Here is an 18700-nt window from a genome sequence, read left to right on the forward strand (position 1 = left end):
ATAGTCCTACAGCTACAAAACAAGGTATACTCAGGGGGAGAGGATCACTTCGTTTACACGTCTGAATTTTTCTTGCCTCCGGGTCAATTGTAAAACAGTACTAAAACATATACAAAATCATGAATTTCAATTCAAAACCCATTCAAGTCTTTCTTCTTTTGTTCATGTTTTCCTCATGGGGCCAGGCTGTTGATGCCAAAGATGTCCGCCCGCAAGAGGAGCCTCTTGCCATTTTCCTTACTTGGACTGATGACCCCTTGCGGACCATCAGCATTGACTGGCACCTTACTTCATCTGATAAACAGGTGTTGTACTACAGGCTGAAAGGAACCGATGATTGGAAAAAGTCCGAAAGCAGGGTTCATGATTTCCCTTATTCGGACAGAAAAATTCACCGGGTGGCGCTGAAGGGTCTGACTCCCCGGCATAATTATGAAATCAAGTTCGGCGAAGACGCCCAGGTATATTATTTTCGGACGATGCCCGAAGATATTTCCGAAGAGCCTCTTCGTATAGCCATTGGCGGGGATTCTATGCATGATCAGGCGTTTATGGAAAAGACCAACAGACAGGTGGCAAGCTATGATCCTCATTTTGCGGTGATCGGCGGCGATCTGGCGTATGCCAATGCCTTGGAAAAGAACCTGGATAGGTGGTATCAGTGGTTCGACGCAGTGAAAAACACGCTCATCATGGAAGACGGCCGTATCATTCCTTTGGTGTTAGGCATAGGCAACCATGAAGTACTGAGCGGTTCCTTTTCCAGGCATGAGGATTTCAAATTTGATGATGAAAGCAGGGCCAAGATAGCCCCTTATTATTATAACCTCTTCGCATTTCCGGGCCAGCCTGGTTATGGGGTGTTGGATTTTGGGGAATACCTCAGCTTTTTTCTCCTGGATTCCGATCACACCAATCCGATCGATGGTGTGCAAAAAGAATGGTTCAGGAGAGAACTGGCCATAAGAAATGAACAGACACACATCATCCCTCTGTACCATGTGCCGGCGTATCCTTCGGTAAGGGACTTCAATGGCACCTCCCAAAGCAGGGTAAGGGAACATTGGCTGCCCATGATCGAAAAGGCCGGTGTCAAGCTGGTTTTTGAAAACCATGACCATGCTTACAAGCGCACTTACCCCCTCAAAAACAACGAAATACATCAGGATGGCGTGGTGTACATAGGAGATGGTTCCTGGGGCACCAATCCCAGAGAAGTCCATGATGCGGCTACCACCTGGTACCTGGAAAAATCCCAATCAATCAGGGCATTTACGCTGGTGACTTTACAAGGATCAGCATTTAATATTATATCTGTGGATGAGGACGGAAACGTAATTGACACTTATCCCGCTAACCCTTTGGACAATAAACAAGCACCATGGAAATTAGAAAGTTTGCATTAATCGCCTCATTTTGTGGAGGTTTATTCTGGCAGTCGTGCCAGCAGTCCCAGAGCCATTCATCAGCGGTTGATATTTCCGATGACCTTCAACATAGCGATATGGAACTCAATACGGTAACCTACGAACATGTATTTGGTGATGACCGGCCATTTGCCCAGTGCCATGCCTCCACTATTACCGGATTGGGGGATGGGAATTACCTGTTGGCTTGGTTTGCCGGATCCTATGAAAAACACGACGACGTGGGGATTTGGACGGCAAAAGGCAAACCTGGAAATTGGTCTGCGCCAAAATTGCTGGTCAAAGTAAGAAATGATCCCCATTGGAACCCTGTCCTTTTTAATGCGCCTGACGGAAAAGTATACCTGTATTTCAAGGTAGGCAAGGAGATCGATTTCTGGGAAACCTGGGTGCAATATTCTGAAGACGGGGGTGAAACCTGGTCCGAAGCCCGGGAACTGGTACCTGGGGACAAAGGGGGAAGAGGTCCCGTGAGAAACCACATGCTGGTGTTATCAAACGGTACTTGGCTGGCTCCCGCTTCCATTGAAAGGGATAAAGTATGGGACGTGTTCATCGACCGGAGCGAAGACGGAGGAAATACTTGGGTGGCAACCGATAAACTGGACCTGGACAGGAATGAGGTTACCGGTGAGGGAGTGATTCAGCCGGCCCTATGGGAATCCAGACCCGGCCATGTGCATATGCTCATGCGCAGCAGCTCAGGGAAAATATGCAGAAGCGATTCCGAGGACTATGGAAAAACATGGTCAAAAATCACCGGGACCGATTTGCCTAACAACAACAGCGGGATTGATGTAGCCCATCTAGGCGGTGAAAAGGTTGCACTGATCTACAACCCCGTTTCGGGAAATTGGGGCAAGAGGTATCCCATTACAGTGGCCATATCCACAGATAATGGGAAAACCTGGCCCTTAAAATATGATATAGAAAAAGGGGAAGGGGAGAAAGATGAATTGTCTTACCCCGCTATTTTTCATGAAGACGGGCATCTCGTTGCCTGTTATACATGGAACCGGCAGCGGGTGGCTTTCTGGAAAGGTGCGATAAAAGGTTTTTAAACAGCTTAACATCCGTAAAAATGTTAAAAAGGCAGTTGTTATGTATGGCGGCTTTTCTGATTGGTGTCAGTATAAAAGCCCAAACCGGAGAAACCTATGCGGAGAAGCTGGGATTTCCACCGGATACCAAAGTTGTCATTTTCCATGTGGATGATGCGGGCATGTCTTATGAATCCAACGAAGGCACCATTCGGTCCATAGAGGAAGGTGTGGCTACCTCCTGTAGCGTCATGATGCCCTGCCCCTGGTCGGCTAGTTTTGCAAGGTATGCGGCGAAAGAGCCGATGGACGCCGGTATCCACCTGACATTGACCTCTGAGTGGAAGGATTACCGCTGGCATCCGGTGGCGGGGAAAAGTCAGGTTCCCACGCTTGTGGATGAAGAGGGGGCGCTTTGGCCGTCCGTAGAAGAGGTGGTGAAAAACGCAAGGCCCGAGGAGGTGGAATTGGAAATACGTGCCCAAATAGAAAGGGCGAAAAGCATGGGCATGCATCCCACTCATTTGGATAGCCACATGGGAACGCTCTTTTATTATGAGCCTTTTTTGGAAAGGTACATTAAGGTAGGTGTTGAATACGGGATTCCTGTGATGTTTCCGGGCGGAAACAATAAGTTGCTTTCCCTTTCCATGAATGAAAATCTTGTGAAACGCTTGAAAAAAGAGGGCAAATATAATGATGGCGTGGAGCTGCCCAAAAATGAACTGTTGGTCAAAGCCCCACAGGTGGGAAAGAAAATATGGGATGCGGGACTGCCGGTATTGGATGACCTGCATACCATAAGCGGAAGCTGGAAACCTGATGGTAATCCTTCTGATGAAGAATGGGGAAAATATAAAGTGGAACAGTTCAAGGAAATACTGGATGCCATGGAGCCGGGGCTTGCCATGATCATTGTTCACAGTAATGGAGATAACCGGACTTTTGACAGGATCAGCGCTTCCGGAGGATCAAGGTACGCCGATATGTTGGCCATGATAGACCCGGATCTCCAGCAATATATTGAAAGGGAGGGAATACTTTTAACTACCTGGAGGGAAGTGATGCAGAGAAGGGGGGCGGTAAAATGATAAAAATGTGTATGAAAAAAATCGGTTTGTTTAATGGGATGTTGTTTTTAGCTTTTACCGCCTTTTCCCAAGTGATTCCAAAAGAAGAAGTGGTGGAAGCCGAAACCCTTATTTTCCCCTTACAAGGGGATCATGTTCATGGGAGCAGTATAGTGGCTTTGCCAAATGGCGATTTTTTGGCAGCCTGGTTTCAGGGTTCGGGAGAGCGTACGGCGGATGATGTAAAAATCATGGGGGCCAGGCTAAGAAAGAGAGACAAGGAATGGGGAGCACCGTTTTTGCTGGCGGATACGCCGGACCTTCCTGACTGCAATCCGGTTTTATTCCTGAATGAAGAAGGCAAATTGTTTTTGGTCTGGATAGCGGTTCAAGCCAATCGCTGGGAGCAGTCTATCCTGAGGGTCAGAACCTCCAATAATTACAACAATAACGGGGCGCCCATTTGGGAATGGCAGGACAATATTTTGCTGAAACCGGGGGAAGGGTTCGCTGAAGAAGTAGCAAAAAAGTTTAAGGAGCTTCCGCCAAACCGGGCCGGATGGTCTGAGTATGCGCCTTTATACGATGAAATGATCATAGACGCCAGCAGGGACGTAAAAAAAAGGAGTATAGGCTGGATGACCCGAATCAAGCCCCTGTTTCTCCCGTCAGGCAGGATACTGCTTCCGCTTTACTCAGACGGGTATAACTTTTCCCTGGCGGCCATCTCCGATGATGATGGGGAGACTTGGCGGCCCAGTTTGCCGATTGTGGGGAGGGGCCCCATTCAGCCCGCATTGGCCAGAAAAGCTAACGGCGATATTGTCGCATACATGAGGGATAGCGGTGATGCCCCTACCCGGGTGCAAAAAAGTATATCCACAGATAACGGGGAGACCTGGTCGGCAGCCGAAAAAATAGAGATACCCAATACCGCCAGTGTGGAGTTGCAGGTACTCAATAGCGGGCATTGGGCTTTCCTTGGCAATGATATAGACGATGGTAGGTACCGGGTGGCATTGTATCTTTCAGATGATGAGGGAGAATCCTGGAAGTGGAAGGTTTACCTGGAAGACGGGGAGAAAGGCGAGGGAGGACATTCTTATCCCAGTCTGATCCAAACCCGCGATAACCGCTTGCATATCACCTATTCTTATCATTTACAGGGTAATCAAAAATCCATAAAATATCTGGTAATTAATCCCAAGAAAATTTTTTAACCGGATAGTACGATCATCACGGTTGTGGGTAATACAGGTGAGTAGATCATTTGTTCAAAATTTGGGAATAATGATTTGACTTTAGTAGTTAGGTTAGGTAAGTTTTGTCCGCTTTGGGACTTTGTCCCGGGCGGACAACTTTATTATGACCGTTTTCAATCCCAAAGGTAAACGAAATCCATAATGAAAAAACAGTTTAAATTATCCGTATTTTTCTATACATTGATGATTATTTCATCTCATCTAGCAGCACAGACCGCCGTGCATAAAGACCGTCCTTTTGTACAGGAATACAGTATCAAATATTTCACACCGGATGAGGGGCTAACCATGAAAAAGGCATTTATGGACCGGAACGGTACACTCCAGGTGATCACGAAGGAAGGATTGTACAGACCTCATAATGGGGCTTTTTTATATCCGGGCACCATGGTAGCCGATAGGACCTATCTGCCCATGAAAGACAAAAGCCTGTCGGACATGGATGTTTATGAAGACCAGTTCGTTTATCTTGATGACCACGCGGTCCTGAGCAACGCCTGGGCGGGATCTTTATTTATAGACCATGCTCTTTCCGGGGCGCATTTGCTTAAAGGCGGGAAGGGATTTTCATTTCTGGTTTCAGATGGCAGCCGGTTCCACTATTATGCCGATTCCAGTTTGGTTTGGGAAGGTGCGGTTACCGGCTCAGAAGCTTTGGACCTCGTTTTTGACGACACAAAAAATATTTTCTACATACTGACCCAGGAAAAAATTTATGCTTTTTTTCCTTCGGAAAGGAGCATGACAGAAATTTACTCCGGAAAGGACTTTACCTGTTTTGACCTTGCAAGAGGAGGAAGACAAATCGTGATAGGTACCAAAGACGGCTACATGAGATTGGACATAGCCTCCGGGAAAATATCGGGTCAAAAAGACAACAGACTGCCCTGGCCGGTGCTGACCGCCGTCAAAGAAATTGATGACCATCTCTGGTTTGGTTCTGAAAAAGGTGCTTTTATGCTTAAGGATGATGGCGGGTTCAACTATTATCATGGAGAGCGCTGGTTGCCGGGTGAGGAAGTGGTGCACATTAGCAAAGGAAAAAACAAGGAAATACTTGTGCTGACCGATAAGGGGTTAAGCAGGCTGGTTTTTACCGCGCAGACGCTTTTTGACAAAGCCCGGTACTACGATAAACAGGTTCGTGAGCGGCACATACGCTATGGTTTTAATGCCTCGCTGGTGGGAATGGAAAAAGGTAATTTCAATACCGGAAGATTGGGAGACTCTGATAACGATGGGCTCTGGACCTCCATGTATCTTGGAGGAGAGGCATTCCGCTATGCGGTGACGGGATCTGATGAGGCCCTCCAAAACGTCCGGGAATCGCTGGATGCGATGGAAAGGCTATACACGGTTAACCCCATCCATGGATTTCCCTCCAGGTCATTTGCCAGGAGGGGTTATATAGAAAAACTGTCAGATCCCGAGCGCTGGCAGCATGCCAGTCATCCGGAATGGGACTGGAAGGCCACGACAAGCAGTGATGAGGCGATCGGTCACGTGTTTGTCTTCGGCGTCATCGCGGAGTTGGTGGATGATCAGGAAATAAAAGAAAAGGCAATCCGGTTGTTGGATGAGTTGATGCAGCACATTGTGGACAATGATTGGTACCTCATCGATTACGATGGAAAGCCCACGCTTTGGGGGAAATGGCATCCTGATTATGTAAACGGCTTCCCCACAATGGTGGGTGATCGTAAGCTGAACTCTTCCAACATTGTGGCCATGCTGCAAACAGCTTATCATTTTACCCAAAAGGAAATATATAAGAAAAAGGCATTTATGCTCATGGAGGAGCATGGGTATCTGGAAAACCTGATGAGGCCCATGGAGGAGATAGGCAAAGCGGAAGAGGGCACGGATCAATGGGCTGAGATGCTTTCAGAGGCTTGGAACCATTCCGATGATGAAATGTACTTTTTGGGGTATTGGGGACTTTACCGCTATGCCTTTAACGATACCCTAAAAGCCAAATACAAAGAAGCCATCATCGACCACTGGGAAGCCGAGAGGCCGGAAAAAGATGGGCTGTGGAACATCTTTACAGCCTTGGTGGCTCCGGACAACTTTGACCTTGAAGAGGCCATTTGGTATCTTCAGGAATATCCTTTGGACCTGATCAATTGGACGGTCAGAAACAGCCATAGGAAAGATATTGAAATCATAGCGCCTAATTTTAGAAGGCAAAGTACAAAAGAAGTACTGCCGCCTGATGAATTGGCCATACGCCGGCACAATGCCAACCGGTTTGACCTGGATGGTGGGAATGACGGCAGGGCAGAAAGCAGCGCCGGGGATATTTGGCTGCTTCCTTATTGGATGGGGAGATATTTGGAGGTCATCAGTGAACCGGTGCAAGAGTAGGTTTGACCATGGAAACATTTGAGAAGATAAAAAAGGGAATACATGTCTACGGGACCTGTGTCACTTCCTTTAATCCGCTCTGGCCTGATGCCATACAAAAAGCAGGACTTGATTTTGTTTTCATCGACACGGAACACATTTCTTTAGATAGGAGTCAAGTGGGGCATTTATGTCAGACATACGGTGGGAGAGGCATTACCCCCATAGTGAGGATTTCCCGGCCTGACCCTTTTTTGGCTTGCCAGATGATTGATGCCGGGGCAAAGGGAGTAGTGGCCCCCTACCTTGAAAAAGAGGAAGAGATTGTCGGATTGGTAGGCGCCACTAAATACAGACCTCTAAAAGGTGAGCAGCTAAAGCAGTTTTTGAGTGGCAGAGGAGAGCCAATGACACCCAATTTAAGAGATTATATTTCCGAGCTCAACAGGGGGAATATTTGTATTGCCAATATTGAGAGTATGCCCGCGGTCCAAAATCTGGATCGCCTATTATCAGTAAAGGGTCTGGATGCCGTTTTTATAGGCCCTCATGACCTTTCCGTAAGCATGGGACTGCCTGAGAATTATGATCATCCCGATTTCGCGTCGGTTGTCGAAGAGATAATTTCCAAGTGTCATGGAAAAAACCTTGGAGTAGGAATTCATTTTTCGGGATCTGCTGAAAGACAGGTGCATTGGATAAAAAAAGGGGTAAATATCATCATACACAGTTCTGACTATGCCTTGTTTAATCAGAGGTTAAGGCATGACCTGTATAAGATCAAAAGAGAAACAGGACAAGGGGACTATCTGAATTCCAATGATGATCCGCATATTGTCTAACACCACGTTTTTTATATCGGAGACAGAAGGTTTAATTTCACTTAAAATATAACGCCCTATATACTCATGACGAAAATTACAGAACAGCCCTCGTTGTACAGGCACCTTGAAAAGATGTCCATAGAGGAACTGACCAGGCATATCAATAATGAAGACAAAAAAGTACCCCTGGCCATAGAAAAGGCTTTGCCTCAAATCAACAAGCTTATTACAGAAATTGTCGGAAGGCTTCGATCGGGCGGGCGGCTTTTTTATCTGGGAGCCGGAAGCGGCGGGCGGCTTTCCGTTCTGGATGCGATCGAGTTGCCTACAACCTATGGGATTCCAAAAGGCGTGGTCAATGTTATTCTCGCGGGAGGGGTTGAGCATCTTGTGGAGGCCAGGGAGGAAGAAGAAGATGACCGGGAAGCCGGATGGAAAACGTTGCAGGACCATCAGGTGTCCGGTAAGGATTTTGTATTGGGGATCTCTGCCAGCGGGACCACCCCCTTTGTTTTGGCTGCTCTAAAAGCCTGCAAAGATAATGGCATTGCCACAGGTTGTCTGGTAAGTAATCCGGATTCTCCTATTGCACAGGTGGCGGATTTTCCCGTCGAAGTAATCACCGGACCTGAATTTGTCACAGGTAGCACGAGGATGAAATGCGGTTCTGTGCAAAAGATGGTATTTGACATGATCAGCACGGCCACCATGATACAGTTGGGAAGGGTAGAGGATAACAAGATGGTGAATGTGATCCTGATCAACGATAAAATAATTGACCGTAGCGTAAAAATGCTGATGGAAAGGGCAGGTATCAGCGATTACGAAGCGGCAAAGAAATTACTGATGGAACAAGGATCGGTACGGAAGGCGCTTGATTCTCTGGCTTAACGGAAAGGGAGATTTACAGGACCAGCCGGATAATGGCTGTTAAATAGGACAAAACCCTGCTTTTTTATGTCGAGGTGGTAAAGGAAGATATATTGCTTCAGAGGTATTTGAGGTCCAGGCAAGTTTTAATCAGCAAAACGGTGTGACGTCCTTTTATGCCAAATATTAAATTCCACCTGTGTTTTGCCTATTTTATAATAGGCCAGGTGAACCTGGACTCCAAAGCGATACGTTTGCCCGATTTCTGCGATTTTCTAGCGGCTTCTATAATTTCCAACACATGAAGGGAGTGTTCTACGTTGATCAAAGGTTCCTTTCCCGTAGCCAGGCATTCGGCAATGACCGAAGCCCCCTCTTGCCAGACATAGGTGCCGGGATCTTCCACATGACGTTGGGTTTTCGGATCATTTTTGGTGGCCATATCCACTCCTGAGGGCGCCCAGTCGTATCCTATCAGGTGCATGTTGCCTTCGGTGCCCCAGAGGCTGATAGTAGGTCTTTCTTGACCCTTTCCCTCATGCCCGTAAGGATCAAAATAATTGAATCCACTTTGTACATGCGATAAAGCCCCGTTTTCATGTTCCATCAGGATCATGGCGTTGTCTTCGGCTTCCACCTTTATCGGACCTTTGTCGTCCGTGGTCCGGGAAGGGGTGATGATGTTCAGCATGGCAGTGACGGATTTTACCGGACCCAAAAGGCCTGAGAGGGTAGCCAAATTGTACACGGCAAGGTCGGGCATACTGCCGCCCAATTCCTCAAAAAAGAAGGCGGACCAATTGGGTCCTTCATGGCCATAGTGTCCATGGGCAGCGGCGATTTTGCCCAGTTTCCCCTCCTGAACCGCCTTGGACATAAAAGCGAACTGTGGACTGTTCACCACCGCGGGAGCACCCCATAACCGGACCCCCTGTGCTTTCGAAAGCCGGAGCAACTCTGCCCCCTGCTTATAGGTATTGGCCAAGGGCTTTTCACTCCAAACATGTTTCCCGCTCTGAATAGCCTGTTTGTTCAGATGATAATGTTCTTGCATGTTGGTGAGGTTGACAAATAAGTCGAAGGGTTCCCCGGCAAGCATTTTGTCTATGTGGTCGTAGTGAAAAGGGATGCCATACTTTTCCGCCTGGGATTTTGCCCTGTCGGGTTTTATGTCGCAAGCACTGACCAGTTCCACATGGGGAGACCTGGAGAGGTGAGGGAGGTATTGGGTGGAGACGCTCCCGCAGCCTATTACGCCTACTTTAATTTTTTTTTCTTGTCGATAGACCGTCGCCGCTTGCAAAGAAAAGGGGGTCAGGGCCGCAACTGTTCCCATGAGGGATATATTCTCCAAGAATTTTTTGCGTGAAATCTTATTTTTCATATGTATTGAAAACAAATAGTAGATATAGAGTATTTTCCAATTTATCAAATTGTTGTTAAAAATTTCACATTTCACTGCACGATTGCGGATTTGATTTTTAAATGAAAAAGCCATACATGAAAATAACCCTGTTTATTGGATTTCTGCTGTCTTCATGGGACCCGGCTTTATCAAAGGATCAATCCTTGATACAGCGTATACAAAACCCGGCACCTTTGTTCCAACCCAGCACACCCATCCCGCTGTAATCATAATACAGTTGAAAAGCGGAGGCGAGCTCATTGGTAATTTCCGTTTTTGACCACCAGAGGCCTTCCTCCCCAAATCCACTGAACTTACCGTCTGAGGCTTGGCGCTTACCGGAGGGGAGGGCGGTAAAGCCACTGATGTTGTTTCCACCGGTATTGGGGGACTTCCAATGGGTGATTCCGGCTTCTTTAAGCTTTCTTCCTGCTTCAGAAACCCCGCCGAGGTAGTTGATTAATATTTCCCATTCCACATCTGAGGGCACATGCCAGCCGGATGGGCAAATGTTCTTGACATTGCCCAGTACATGCCAATTATATAATCTACCATAGCTGTGCGCGTTCGAAGGGGTATTGTCATACTCAGCGTAGGCAGGAGCCCTGAGTCTGTTGTGTCTCAGCCATTCCTGATTGTTTTTAACATGGGAGATCCTTGTCCCATCATTGAATTTTGTGGCTTTTAAATTTTCGATCATCCATATTTGAGTGCCTATCCTGATCGGATGGTAAACATTCCCATCAATATCCCTTACAATAACATTTTCCGGTTCATCGATATGGAGAGGTTCCAGTGGTTGACAGCCACTTTTCACCATCATTAACAATATCATTGTTATCAGAAAAGTGAAAACAGGTGATTTACCATTTGATAACATATATCATATTATTTTATGAGTGACTTGTTTGTCACTTAAGAAAATTTACCGGTAATTTTTTTATGAAAAAATGATTGCCGTCACCGTTTTTAAAAGACAAAACCCCTGATGAGGCGTTGGATTTTTATTTATATTTAAAAAAGATTACGGTGTTCATTCATGCAGAAAACCATACTGTTGGCGAACGGGTTGTTCATCCATACAGCGTCGCCAGTAAGCAGCCTTTTCTGGCTTTGTAAATACTGTTAGATAAACTAAACATCTCCAATGGGAATTGTCAACCTACTTTTGCTTCTGGTTATTTTTAGTTCGTGCGCTTCGTCAAACAAAAAAGCGGACAGGGTTTTTGTAAAAGGGGTATACGGTAATCCCGGTTCTCTTTTAAGAGCCGGTTACTTTTTCGATTCCTTGGGTATGAATGCGGTCTTTGTGCGGAGCATCTCTTTAACCCCTCAATTCTATGAAACTGCCCGCCAGCAGGGATGCCAGGTTTTTGTGGAATTTCCAACATTAAATGGTAAAGATTACCTTGAGGATCACCCGGAGGCCTGGCCCATCAATGAAAAAGGAGAGCAGGAGCCAGCAGCGGACTGGTTTATGGGAATATGTCCTACGCATCCGGGTTTCAAGGAACACCGGGCTAATCAACTGAGAAATATTATGGATGAATTTGACGTGGATGGGGTTTTTCTGAATTATTTGCACTGGCATGCCCAGTTTGAAACGCCTTATCCCATACTGCCTGAAACCTGTTTTTGTAACCGTTGTGTCCGTCAATTTGAAATGTACGCGGATAGGGAAGTCAAGGGCGAAGACATTTCCCAAAAAGCCGACTGGATACTGACCCATGCTGATAAGGAGTGGCGGGACTGGAGAAACAGTATTTTAAATGGCTGGGTGCAGGATATGAAGGATGTTGTGAAAAGCCACCAACCGGAGGCGCTGCTGGGGGTTTATTATTGCGCATGGTATCCTGAAAATCATCATGAAGCCCTTTACCGCACGTTGGGCATTGATGTGAAAGGACTGGCCCGCATCGCAGATGTGCTTTCTCCCATGTTGTTTCATAAAATGAAAGACAGGCCGCCGGTCTGGGTGGGGCAATATTTGGACTGGCTGGAAAGCCAAACCCAGGCCGGTAAGAAGGGAACGCCATTGGTTTGGCCCATAGTACAGGCACATAACAGTCCCGGCATAGTCTCACCCGGGGAATTCAGGGAAGTGATGCTTGAAGGGAGCAAATATCCCTCTTCCGGCATCATGATGTTTTCGGACGTGTCCCTTGTTGAAGACCCGGAGAAGGTGGAAGTGATGAGGGACCTCTATATCCATGGATTCAAATAAAATCTGACGGCATCCTGCTGCCCTATGTTTTATGATAAGTAATGATACGACCTTGGCATCATATTTCCGCGGAAGAAGCATTGCAGCATTTGGAGAGTTCCCTCTCCGGCCTCAAGGCTGATGCTATACAAAAGAGGGTAATGAACTATGGGAAGAACGTCCTCCCGGCCAAAAGGAGGATGACCGGTCTCCAAAAAACGAAACTACCTGTCAATAATCAAATCCAGGACATTGGTACGTTCTGATGAATTCTGTATATTTCAGAACCGAATAAAGCTTTTCCATCCAAAACCAAACGATATTCCAATGGGATCACGCAGCACCGCTTCTCTGAAAAACATGTTCATTTATATGATGATAGCTGTTTTTTTTGTTGCCCATATATCAACTTCCCGGGCGCAAGGAGCAGATATTGATGCTGATATTGAAAAACACAGGAAAGGCGAATTGATCATCAAAGCCAGCCCGGGGGCTCAAATAGAAGTGGAACAACTGAGCCATGAATTTTGGTTTGGGGCGGCCATCAGCAACAGTATGGTCAGTGGTTCCATGGCCGAAAATGACGTGAAGCAGTATAAGGAGAAATTTTTGGAAAATTTCAATTCCGCAGTGACTGAAAATGCGGTCAAATGGGCCGGAATGGAGCCGGAAAAAGGAAATGTCAATTATGCTATTGTAGATGGGATTCTGGAGTGGACGGAAAAAAACGGGATTCCACTCCGTGGACATAACCTTTTCTGGGGAATAGAAAGATTTGTCCAGCCTTGGGTAAAGGCACTGGACGACGATGCACTGGCCAAAACCCTTCAAGATAGGGCAGAAACCGTTACCGCCCGCTATCGAGGCCGGTTTGCGGAATATGATTTGAACAATGAAATGGTCCACGGGAATTATTATGAAGATCGCCTGGGACCGGAAATCACCAAAAAAATGGCGGAGTGGGCCCATAACGGAGATCCAGATGCCAAGCTTTTTTTAAATGATTACAACATCCTCACAGGCAAAAGCCTCCCGGGATACATGACCCAGATCCGGAGCCTGTTGAACCAGGGCGTCCCCATTGCGGGAATAGGGGTGCAGGGGCATTCCCACGGTGAGACCTTTGATAGGGAACAACTCCGAAAAGCACTGGATTCCCTGGCCCTGTTCGGTTTGCCCATCCGCGTGACGGAGTTCAACATGCCGGGCCAAAACTCAAGGTTTTACCGGGAGAAAATACTGGAAATGACAGCCGAAGAGGCAGCCTTGAATGCCAGCGAGCTGGTGGAATTTTACAGGCTGTGTTTTGCCCATCCGGCTGTAGAAGGTATTCTTATGTGGGGATTTTGGGAGGGGGCCAACTGGATTCCGGTATCCTCCCTGTACAAAAAAGATTGGTCGCCCACACCGGCGGCCGAGGCTTATCAAAACCTGATCTTTAAAGAATGGTGGACAAAGGCCTCCGGAAAGGCAGACAGTGATGGGGAGTATACGGTACCGGCTTTTTATGGTAAATACAAGGTCACTGTAAATGGGCAGTCCAGAGAGGTTGAACTGCCTAAATCAAAAGGCAAAGTGGCGGTGGATTTTGGTAAATAAAAAAGGAACCACAGATTTAACACGATAAATGTAGAAAGAGGAGCAGGGTTTTTGCTTCCTTTCCAGGTGGCGGTCCTCCACCTCACAGCAAACGAATCTGTGGGAATTCGGGTTATCTGTGGCTTAAACATAAAACGTCTATTTTCGGAAAGTGGCGGATTAATCGTACTTCCGGTAAGCAAGGTATTATTGCGACATTCCTCTGGCCAGGATGGGGAGGATGCTTTCCACTCTTTCATTGCGGATGCCGTAGATTTTGTCATACAAGTTGACCACGGGGTCACAATGGGGTACAATGACTTCCAAAGGATCTCCCACTTTATAGGTTTTTGAAGCCTTTTCGAAGGTAATGGTGCCATATTCATCGGATCCCGCATTGTATACAAAATCAGGTTCTCCTAGGACCCAAGCAGTGGGTCTGTTCAAGGTGAGGGCCTTGGCCCCGGAGTCGGTAACCAGCCGCCCCGGGTGGTTGGTGTTGACTACGGTGGTCATCACGGTAAGGGAAGGGGCAAAATCATCAAATTCGGTTTCATTATTGGCACCGCCGATTTCGATGTACTGGCAGTCCATAAAAAGGTAACTGCCCACCTGTACATCCGTGAATCCGGGTACCTCACTCATAATGTCATAAGTACCGGTGCCGCCGCCGCTGAATATCTCTAGGTTCAACCCTGACTTCTTCATTTGCTCATAGGTGTCCACTACCGGTTCAAAAGTATTTAGGGCGCGTTCTCTCCGTTTTTGAAAGCCTTTTACATGCTGCACGCCTCCATCATAGGCCAAAATACCCCTGAAATTGAGATTGGGCATCTTGTCCACCATCTGGGCCAGGGCCAGTGCCGGCTTGCCGGGCATTACCCCCGACCTTCTGATGACATCGATGTCGACCACCACATCGGCCATGATCCCGGTTGCTCTGGCGGCCTCCTGGAGATCCTGGGCATTTTGGGGGTTATCCACCGCTTGGATAAAACCCGGGTGTTTTCTTCTTAGGGCCATGGCCCTCTGGATCTTGGGTATGGTCACATTTACGCCGGTCATCAGCACCTCGCTGATGCCGTTGCCAAGCATTATTTCCGATTCGGATAGTTTTGCCGCACATACGCCTAGGGCACCTGCCTCCATCTGCATGCTGGCCAAAGCAGGGCATTTGTGGGTTTTTATGTGGGGGCGTACCCCGACACCCGTCCCAGCCAGCCGGGTGTGTACCTTTTTAAGATTTTGTTCCAGTTTGTCCAGGTCCACGCAGAGAGCAGGTGTGTCCAGGTCCCATTTGGATTTGCCGATCTCATTGGCAATATCATGATTATTGGCTTTGATGGGGGGAGACCAGAGAAGGGCAGTGCCTGCCAATGCGGAGGTTTGTAGAAACTTTCGACGGTTTAAAGAATGGGCCATGGTATTGGAAATAAAATTGTTATCTTAAATTTAATAAATATTGCCAGATAAAAAAGCGGATTTTATGCAGCAGATTAAAATCAAACAATATGGTAATGCTCAGGAAGCCTTTGCCTTCGAAGAGCAGGAAAAACCTGTTCCCATCGATTCCCAACTCTTGATCCAGGTAGAGGGCTTCGGCTTAAACTATGCCGATGTGATGGCCAGGAACGGGCTCTACAAAGACGCTCCCAAAATCCCTTTTGTGCCCGGGTATGAAGTGGTAGGAAAAGTCATACAATGCGGCAAAGGTACTCCGCCGGACTTTATCGGGGAAAGGGTGGTGGCATTTACCCGTTTCGGAGGCTACGCAGAACAGGCGGTGGGTGACTTTAGGGCGGCCAGGATCATCGGGGACCGTATATCCGGAGGGGAAGCCTGTGCGCTCGCCACGCAGTATTGCACGGCATATTATATGACCGATTACATTTCCAACTTACATGAAGGGGAAACAGCCTTGATCCATGCCTGCGCCGGAGGGGTAGGCACCGCGCTCAGCCAGCTTTGCCGGCGAAAAGGGGTTACGGTGATCGGGCTGTGCGGATCTGAAGAAAAGGTAGCTTTTTTGGAAGCAATGGGCGTTGATTTTATCATCAATTATAAAAAAAACAATTATAAAAAGCTCATCGAAAACCGCTTAGGCAAACGCAAAATTGATTACATTTTCAATACCGTAGCAGGAAACAGTTTTAAAGAGGATATGAAGCTTTTGAACTATGGTGGAAAAATCTATTGTTTTGGTGGAGCCGCCCGCAGCGGGAAAAAAGACCATATTCTGAACGATCTGGCTTTTCTGCTGAAAACCGGTTTTGTGAGCCCTCTTTTCATGATGATGAAGTCGCACGGAGTAATAGGCGTAAATATGTTGCGCATTGCGGATAATCATACCGCTGTCATTGGGAAATGCCTGGGGGAGTTGCACCAATTATGGCTCCAAGGGGAAATCAAGCCGGTGGTCGGTGCCACGTTTCAGGCCAGTCAAATCGGAGAAGCGCATCAACTGTTGGAATCCGGGAAAAGCATGGGGAAAATTTATGTGTACTGGTAAAAAGGTAACCTTATTTCCTAGGAATATTTGTGAGGAGCTGGTTAAGTCGGGGATGGATTTTCGGGTTAGCCAAGGGATTTATTGTCCACGCCTGCCTGCACGCTGTCGCCATAGCTTTAGTGTAGGTGCCCGGCAGGCCGGAATTCCACTAATTGACACGAGTTTTATGAAATGGTCCAGATCGTTGAATCAATTTCCCAAATATAAAAGTAATGGAATACAGGAATTTCGGTAAGACAGCATTAAAGGTAAGTGCAGTGGGATTTGGTGCTTGGGCCATTGGTGGTCCTGCCATGGCCGGTGATGTGCCCATAGGATGGGGACAAATGGATGATCGGACATCAATAAAAGCCTTAAAACGGAGTCTTGATCTGGGCATTAATTTTTATGATACGGCTGACTTTTATGGGCTGGGGCATTCGGAAGAACTGATCGGAAAGGTTCTCGGCAACCGGACCGACGTATTTGTCGCCAGCAAGGTAGGGCACAGGTTGTCTTCAAATGATGAAATTGTGGTGGATTACTCAAAGAAACATATTGTGGAATCCTGCGAGAAGAGTCTGTGGCGATTAAAAAGAGACACCATTGACTATTATCAGCTGCATACCGCAAAAAAATCAGACCTGCAGTCTGGGGAATGTGTTGAAGCGATGGAACAGCTGAAACGACAAGGTAAAATCCGGTATTGGGGTGTTTCCCTGAATACTTTCCAGCCTTTTCCGGAAGCTGAATACATGTTGGAACAGGGCATAGGGGATGGGTTTCAATTGGTGCTTAACATCATCAACCAAGAGAGCCTGGATATTGTCACAAAGGCGCATGAAAAAGGTTACGGCATCATCGCCAGAATGCCCCTGCAATTCGGCCTGCTGACCGGAAAATTTACCAAAGCAACCCGCTTTTCCGAAGACGACCACCGCTTTTTCAGACTTCCTCCTGAGATACTGTCCGGATCCCTGGATGCGCTTGAAAATGTTTGGCCATTGGCAGACAAGCACGGGCTTTCCAAAACTGAGCTGGCCATGAGCTTTATATTGAGTTTTGAAGGGGTATCCACTGTAATCCCCGGAATCCGTACACCTGAACAGGCAGAGAGCAATACAAGAGGGATTATCCGTTTGCCGGCGGAGAGCAGGGATCATATCAGGTCACTTTATCAACCGTTATTCAGGGAAATCCTGTTTAAGATGAAGTAAATCTTGAAAGGTATCAAAGGGAAAAGACACCGCTATGATTTAATTTGGACAAGCCTCAATGAAAGTAGTAAAAGATTTATTCAAATTGTTACTGCTGGTGATCATCACTACAATCGTCTTTATAGTGATTTCCATGCTTCTTCCTTTTTCGGAAGGGTTTCAGGCGGGGAGTGAAAAAGCGGATCCCTCCGGCCTGCTGTTTATTTTATTGGTTCATACCTGGGTGTGTATTACCCTGTTTTACATCATTAGGCATTCCAGATGGAGAGGAGCAAAACTTATCGTTTGGCTAATGCTGGCTTATTTTTTTGTGTATTCTTTTATGGGCCAAATCGAAACCTTCTTTTTTCGAAGCGCCTTCCCTCTCCTTACGCCCAGCGACATTTTTTTTATAGCCGTCGCCAATGGCATGGTGGTATTGGCGGGGGTTCCCTTGGGGGTGATGCTGTTCGGACAAAAACAAAATGAAGCGGTTTATGGAGCTTTTGGATATGAGCGGCGACCACTACCCTCGCTACCTTACCAATTGGCCTTAATTGGGATATCATATGTGTGCATCTATTTCCTATTCGGGTACTTTGTGGCATGGCAGGTGGAAGACTTAAGGGTGTTTTACTCCGGTGATCCCACCGGCCATGGTTTTCTGGCTTCAATGGCCAACAATTTTCATGACAATCCCGTCCTATTTCCTTTTCAATTTGTGCGGGGAGTTTTGTTTGGGGTGTTTGTTTTGCCGGTTGTACAGATGTTTAAGGGTAGACCAGGGCAGCTGTTGATAAGCCTGATTTTGGTATTTGTGAGTCCCGGGTTGGGGTTGGCCATTCCCAATTTTTTGTTCCCTGATACCGTCAGATGGGCGCATTTTGCGGAAATGATTACTTCCATGTCCTTGTTTGCGGTAGTAATTTGGTGGGTGTATGTAAAAGTGCCCCACACGCTGGAAAAATCATGAAAGCAGTACAAATATTCA

At 47.0% G+C, this 18700-nt stretch carries 16 protein-coding genes; 13 read left to right on the top strand and 3 right to left on the bottom strand.

What is annotated here, in order from left to right:
• Nucleotides 1-119 precede the first annotated feature (119 nt).
• From ACFPFU_RS10040 to ACFPFU_RS10070, 7 genes are all read left to right on the top strand, one after another.
• Nucleotides 120-1406: a purple acid phosphatase family protein gene (locus ACFPFU_RS10040; RefSeq protein WP_377064067.1), complete on the top strand. Its 1287-nt coding sequence runs from the start codon at nt 120-122 to the stop codon at nt 1404-1406.
• Nucleotides 1382-2488, top strand: a complete 1107-nt coding sequence (locus tag ACFPFU_RS10045) for a sialidase family protein (RefSeq protein WP_377064069.1) — start codon at nt 1382-1384, stop codon at nt 2486-2488. Before ACFPFU_RS10040 ends, ACFPFU_RS10045 begins: the two co-directional genes overlap by 25 nt.
• Nucleotides 2489-2508: 20 nt before the next feature.
• Complete coding sequence (locus tag ACFPFU_RS10050; RefSeq protein WP_377064071.1) at nt 2509-3558, top strand: polysaccharide deacetylase family protein; 1050 nt, start codon at nt 2509-2511, stop codon at nt 3556-3558.
• An 11-nt stretch (nt 3559-3569) separates the two neighbouring features.
• Entirely contained in the window at nt 3570-4757 is a 1188-nt protein-coding gene (locus tag ACFPFU_RS10055; RefSeq protein ID WP_377064073.1) for a sialidase family protein, read from the top strand.
• A gap of 183 nt (nt 4758-4940) precedes the next feature.
• A complete protein-coding gene (locus ACFPFU_RS10060) occupies nt 4941-7166 on the top strand; it encodes a ligand-binding sensor domain-containing protein (protein WP_377064075.1) in 2226 nt (741 codons plus the stop codon).
• Between the two features lie 8 nt (nt 7167-7174).
• A complete protein-coding gene (locus ACFPFU_RS10065) occupies nt 7175-7987 on the top strand; it encodes an HpcH/HpaI aldolase family protein (protein ID WP_377064077.1) in 813 nt (270 codons plus the stop codon).
• Nucleotides 7988-8053: 66 nt separating this feature from the next.
• Nucleotides 8054-8860: an N-acetylmuramic acid 6-phosphate etherase gene (locus ACFPFU_RS10070; protein ID WP_377064079.1), complete on the top strand. Its 807-nt coding sequence runs from the start codon at nt 8054-8056 to the stop codon at nt 8858-8860.
• 187 nt (nt 8861-9047) lie between these two features.
• Here ACFPFU_RS10070 and ACFPFU_RS10075 read toward each other — a convergent pair whose 3' ends face one another.
• On the bottom strand, nt 9048-10223 hold the full coding sequence (locus ACFPFU_RS10075; protein ID WP_377064081.1) for a Gfo/Idh/MocA family protein: 1176 nt from the start codon (nt 10221-10223) through the stop codon (nt 9048-9050).
• A gap of 178 nt (nt 10224-10401) precedes the next feature.
• The gene (locus tag ACFPFU_RS10080; protein WP_377064083.1) at nt 10402-11079 is read right to left on the bottom strand and encodes a fibrobacter succinogenes major paralogous domain-containing protein; all 678 of its coding nucleotides are present in this window, start codon (nt 11077-11079) and stop codon (nt 10402-10404) included.
• Between the two features lie 312 nt (nt 11080-11391).
• On the opposite strand from ACFPFU_RS10080, the gene ACFPFU_RS10085 reads away from it, so the two are divergent.
• From ACFPFU_RS10085 to ACFPFU_RS10095, 3 genes are all read left to right on the top strand, one after another.
• Entirely contained in the window at nt 11392-12468 is a 1077-nt protein-coding gene (locus ACFPFU_RS10085; protein WP_377064085.1) for a hypothetical protein, read from the top strand.
• 41 nt (nt 12469-12509) lie between these two features.
• Complete coding sequence (locus tag ACFPFU_RS10090; RefSeq protein WP_377064087.1) at nt 12510-12713, top strand: cation-transporting P-type ATPase; 204 nt, start codon at nt 12510-12512, stop codon at nt 12711-12713.
• A 61-nt stretch (nt 12714-12774) separates the two neighbouring features.
• Nucleotides 12775-14046, top strand: coding sequence for an endo-1,4-beta-xylanase (locus ACFPFU_RS10095; RefSeq protein ID WP_377064089.1), 1272 nt, complete (start codon nt 12775-12777; stop codon nt 14044-14046).
• A 186-nt stretch (nt 14047-14232) separates the two neighbouring features.
• Here ACFPFU_RS10095 and ACFPFU_RS10100 read toward each other — a convergent pair whose 3' ends face one another.
• Nucleotides 14233-15447: a DSD1 family PLP-dependent enzyme gene (locus ACFPFU_RS10100; RefSeq protein ID WP_377064091.1), complete on the bottom strand. Its 1215-nt coding sequence runs from the start codon at nt 15445-15447 to the stop codon at nt 14233-14235.
• Nucleotides 15448-15511: 64 nt separating this feature from the next.
• Between ACFPFU_RS10100 and ACFPFU_RS10105 the strand changes: the two genes are divergently transcribed.
• The 3 genes from ACFPFU_RS10105 to ACFPFU_RS10115 all read left to right on the top strand — a co-directional run bounded on the left by ACFPFU_RS10105 (nt 15512) and on the right by ACFPFU_RS10115 (nt 18682).
• Nucleotides 15512-16534, top strand: coding sequence for a quinone oxidoreductase family protein (locus ACFPFU_RS10105; RefSeq protein WP_377064093.1), 1023 nt, complete (start codon nt 15512-15514; stop codon nt 16532-16534).
• A gap of 212 nt (nt 16535-16746) precedes the next feature.
• On the top strand, nt 16747-17730 hold the full coding sequence (locus ACFPFU_RS10110) for an aldo/keto reductase (protein ID WP_377064094.1): 984 nt from the start codon (nt 16747-16749) through the stop codon (nt 17728-17730).
• Nucleotides 17731-17788: 58 nt separating this feature from the next.
• A complete protein-coding gene (locus ACFPFU_RS10115) occupies nt 17789-18682 on the top strand; it encodes a hypothetical protein (RefSeq protein WP_377064096.1) in 894 nt (297 codons plus the stop codon).
• Nucleotides 18683-18700: the final 18 nt, after the last annotated feature.

This window comes from Negadavirga shengliensis (assembly GCF_042652345.1).
In the GTDB taxonomy this organism is placed as follows: Bacteria; Bacteroidota; Bacteroidia; order Cytophagales; family Cyclobacteriaceae; genus Negadavirga; species Negadavirga shengliensis.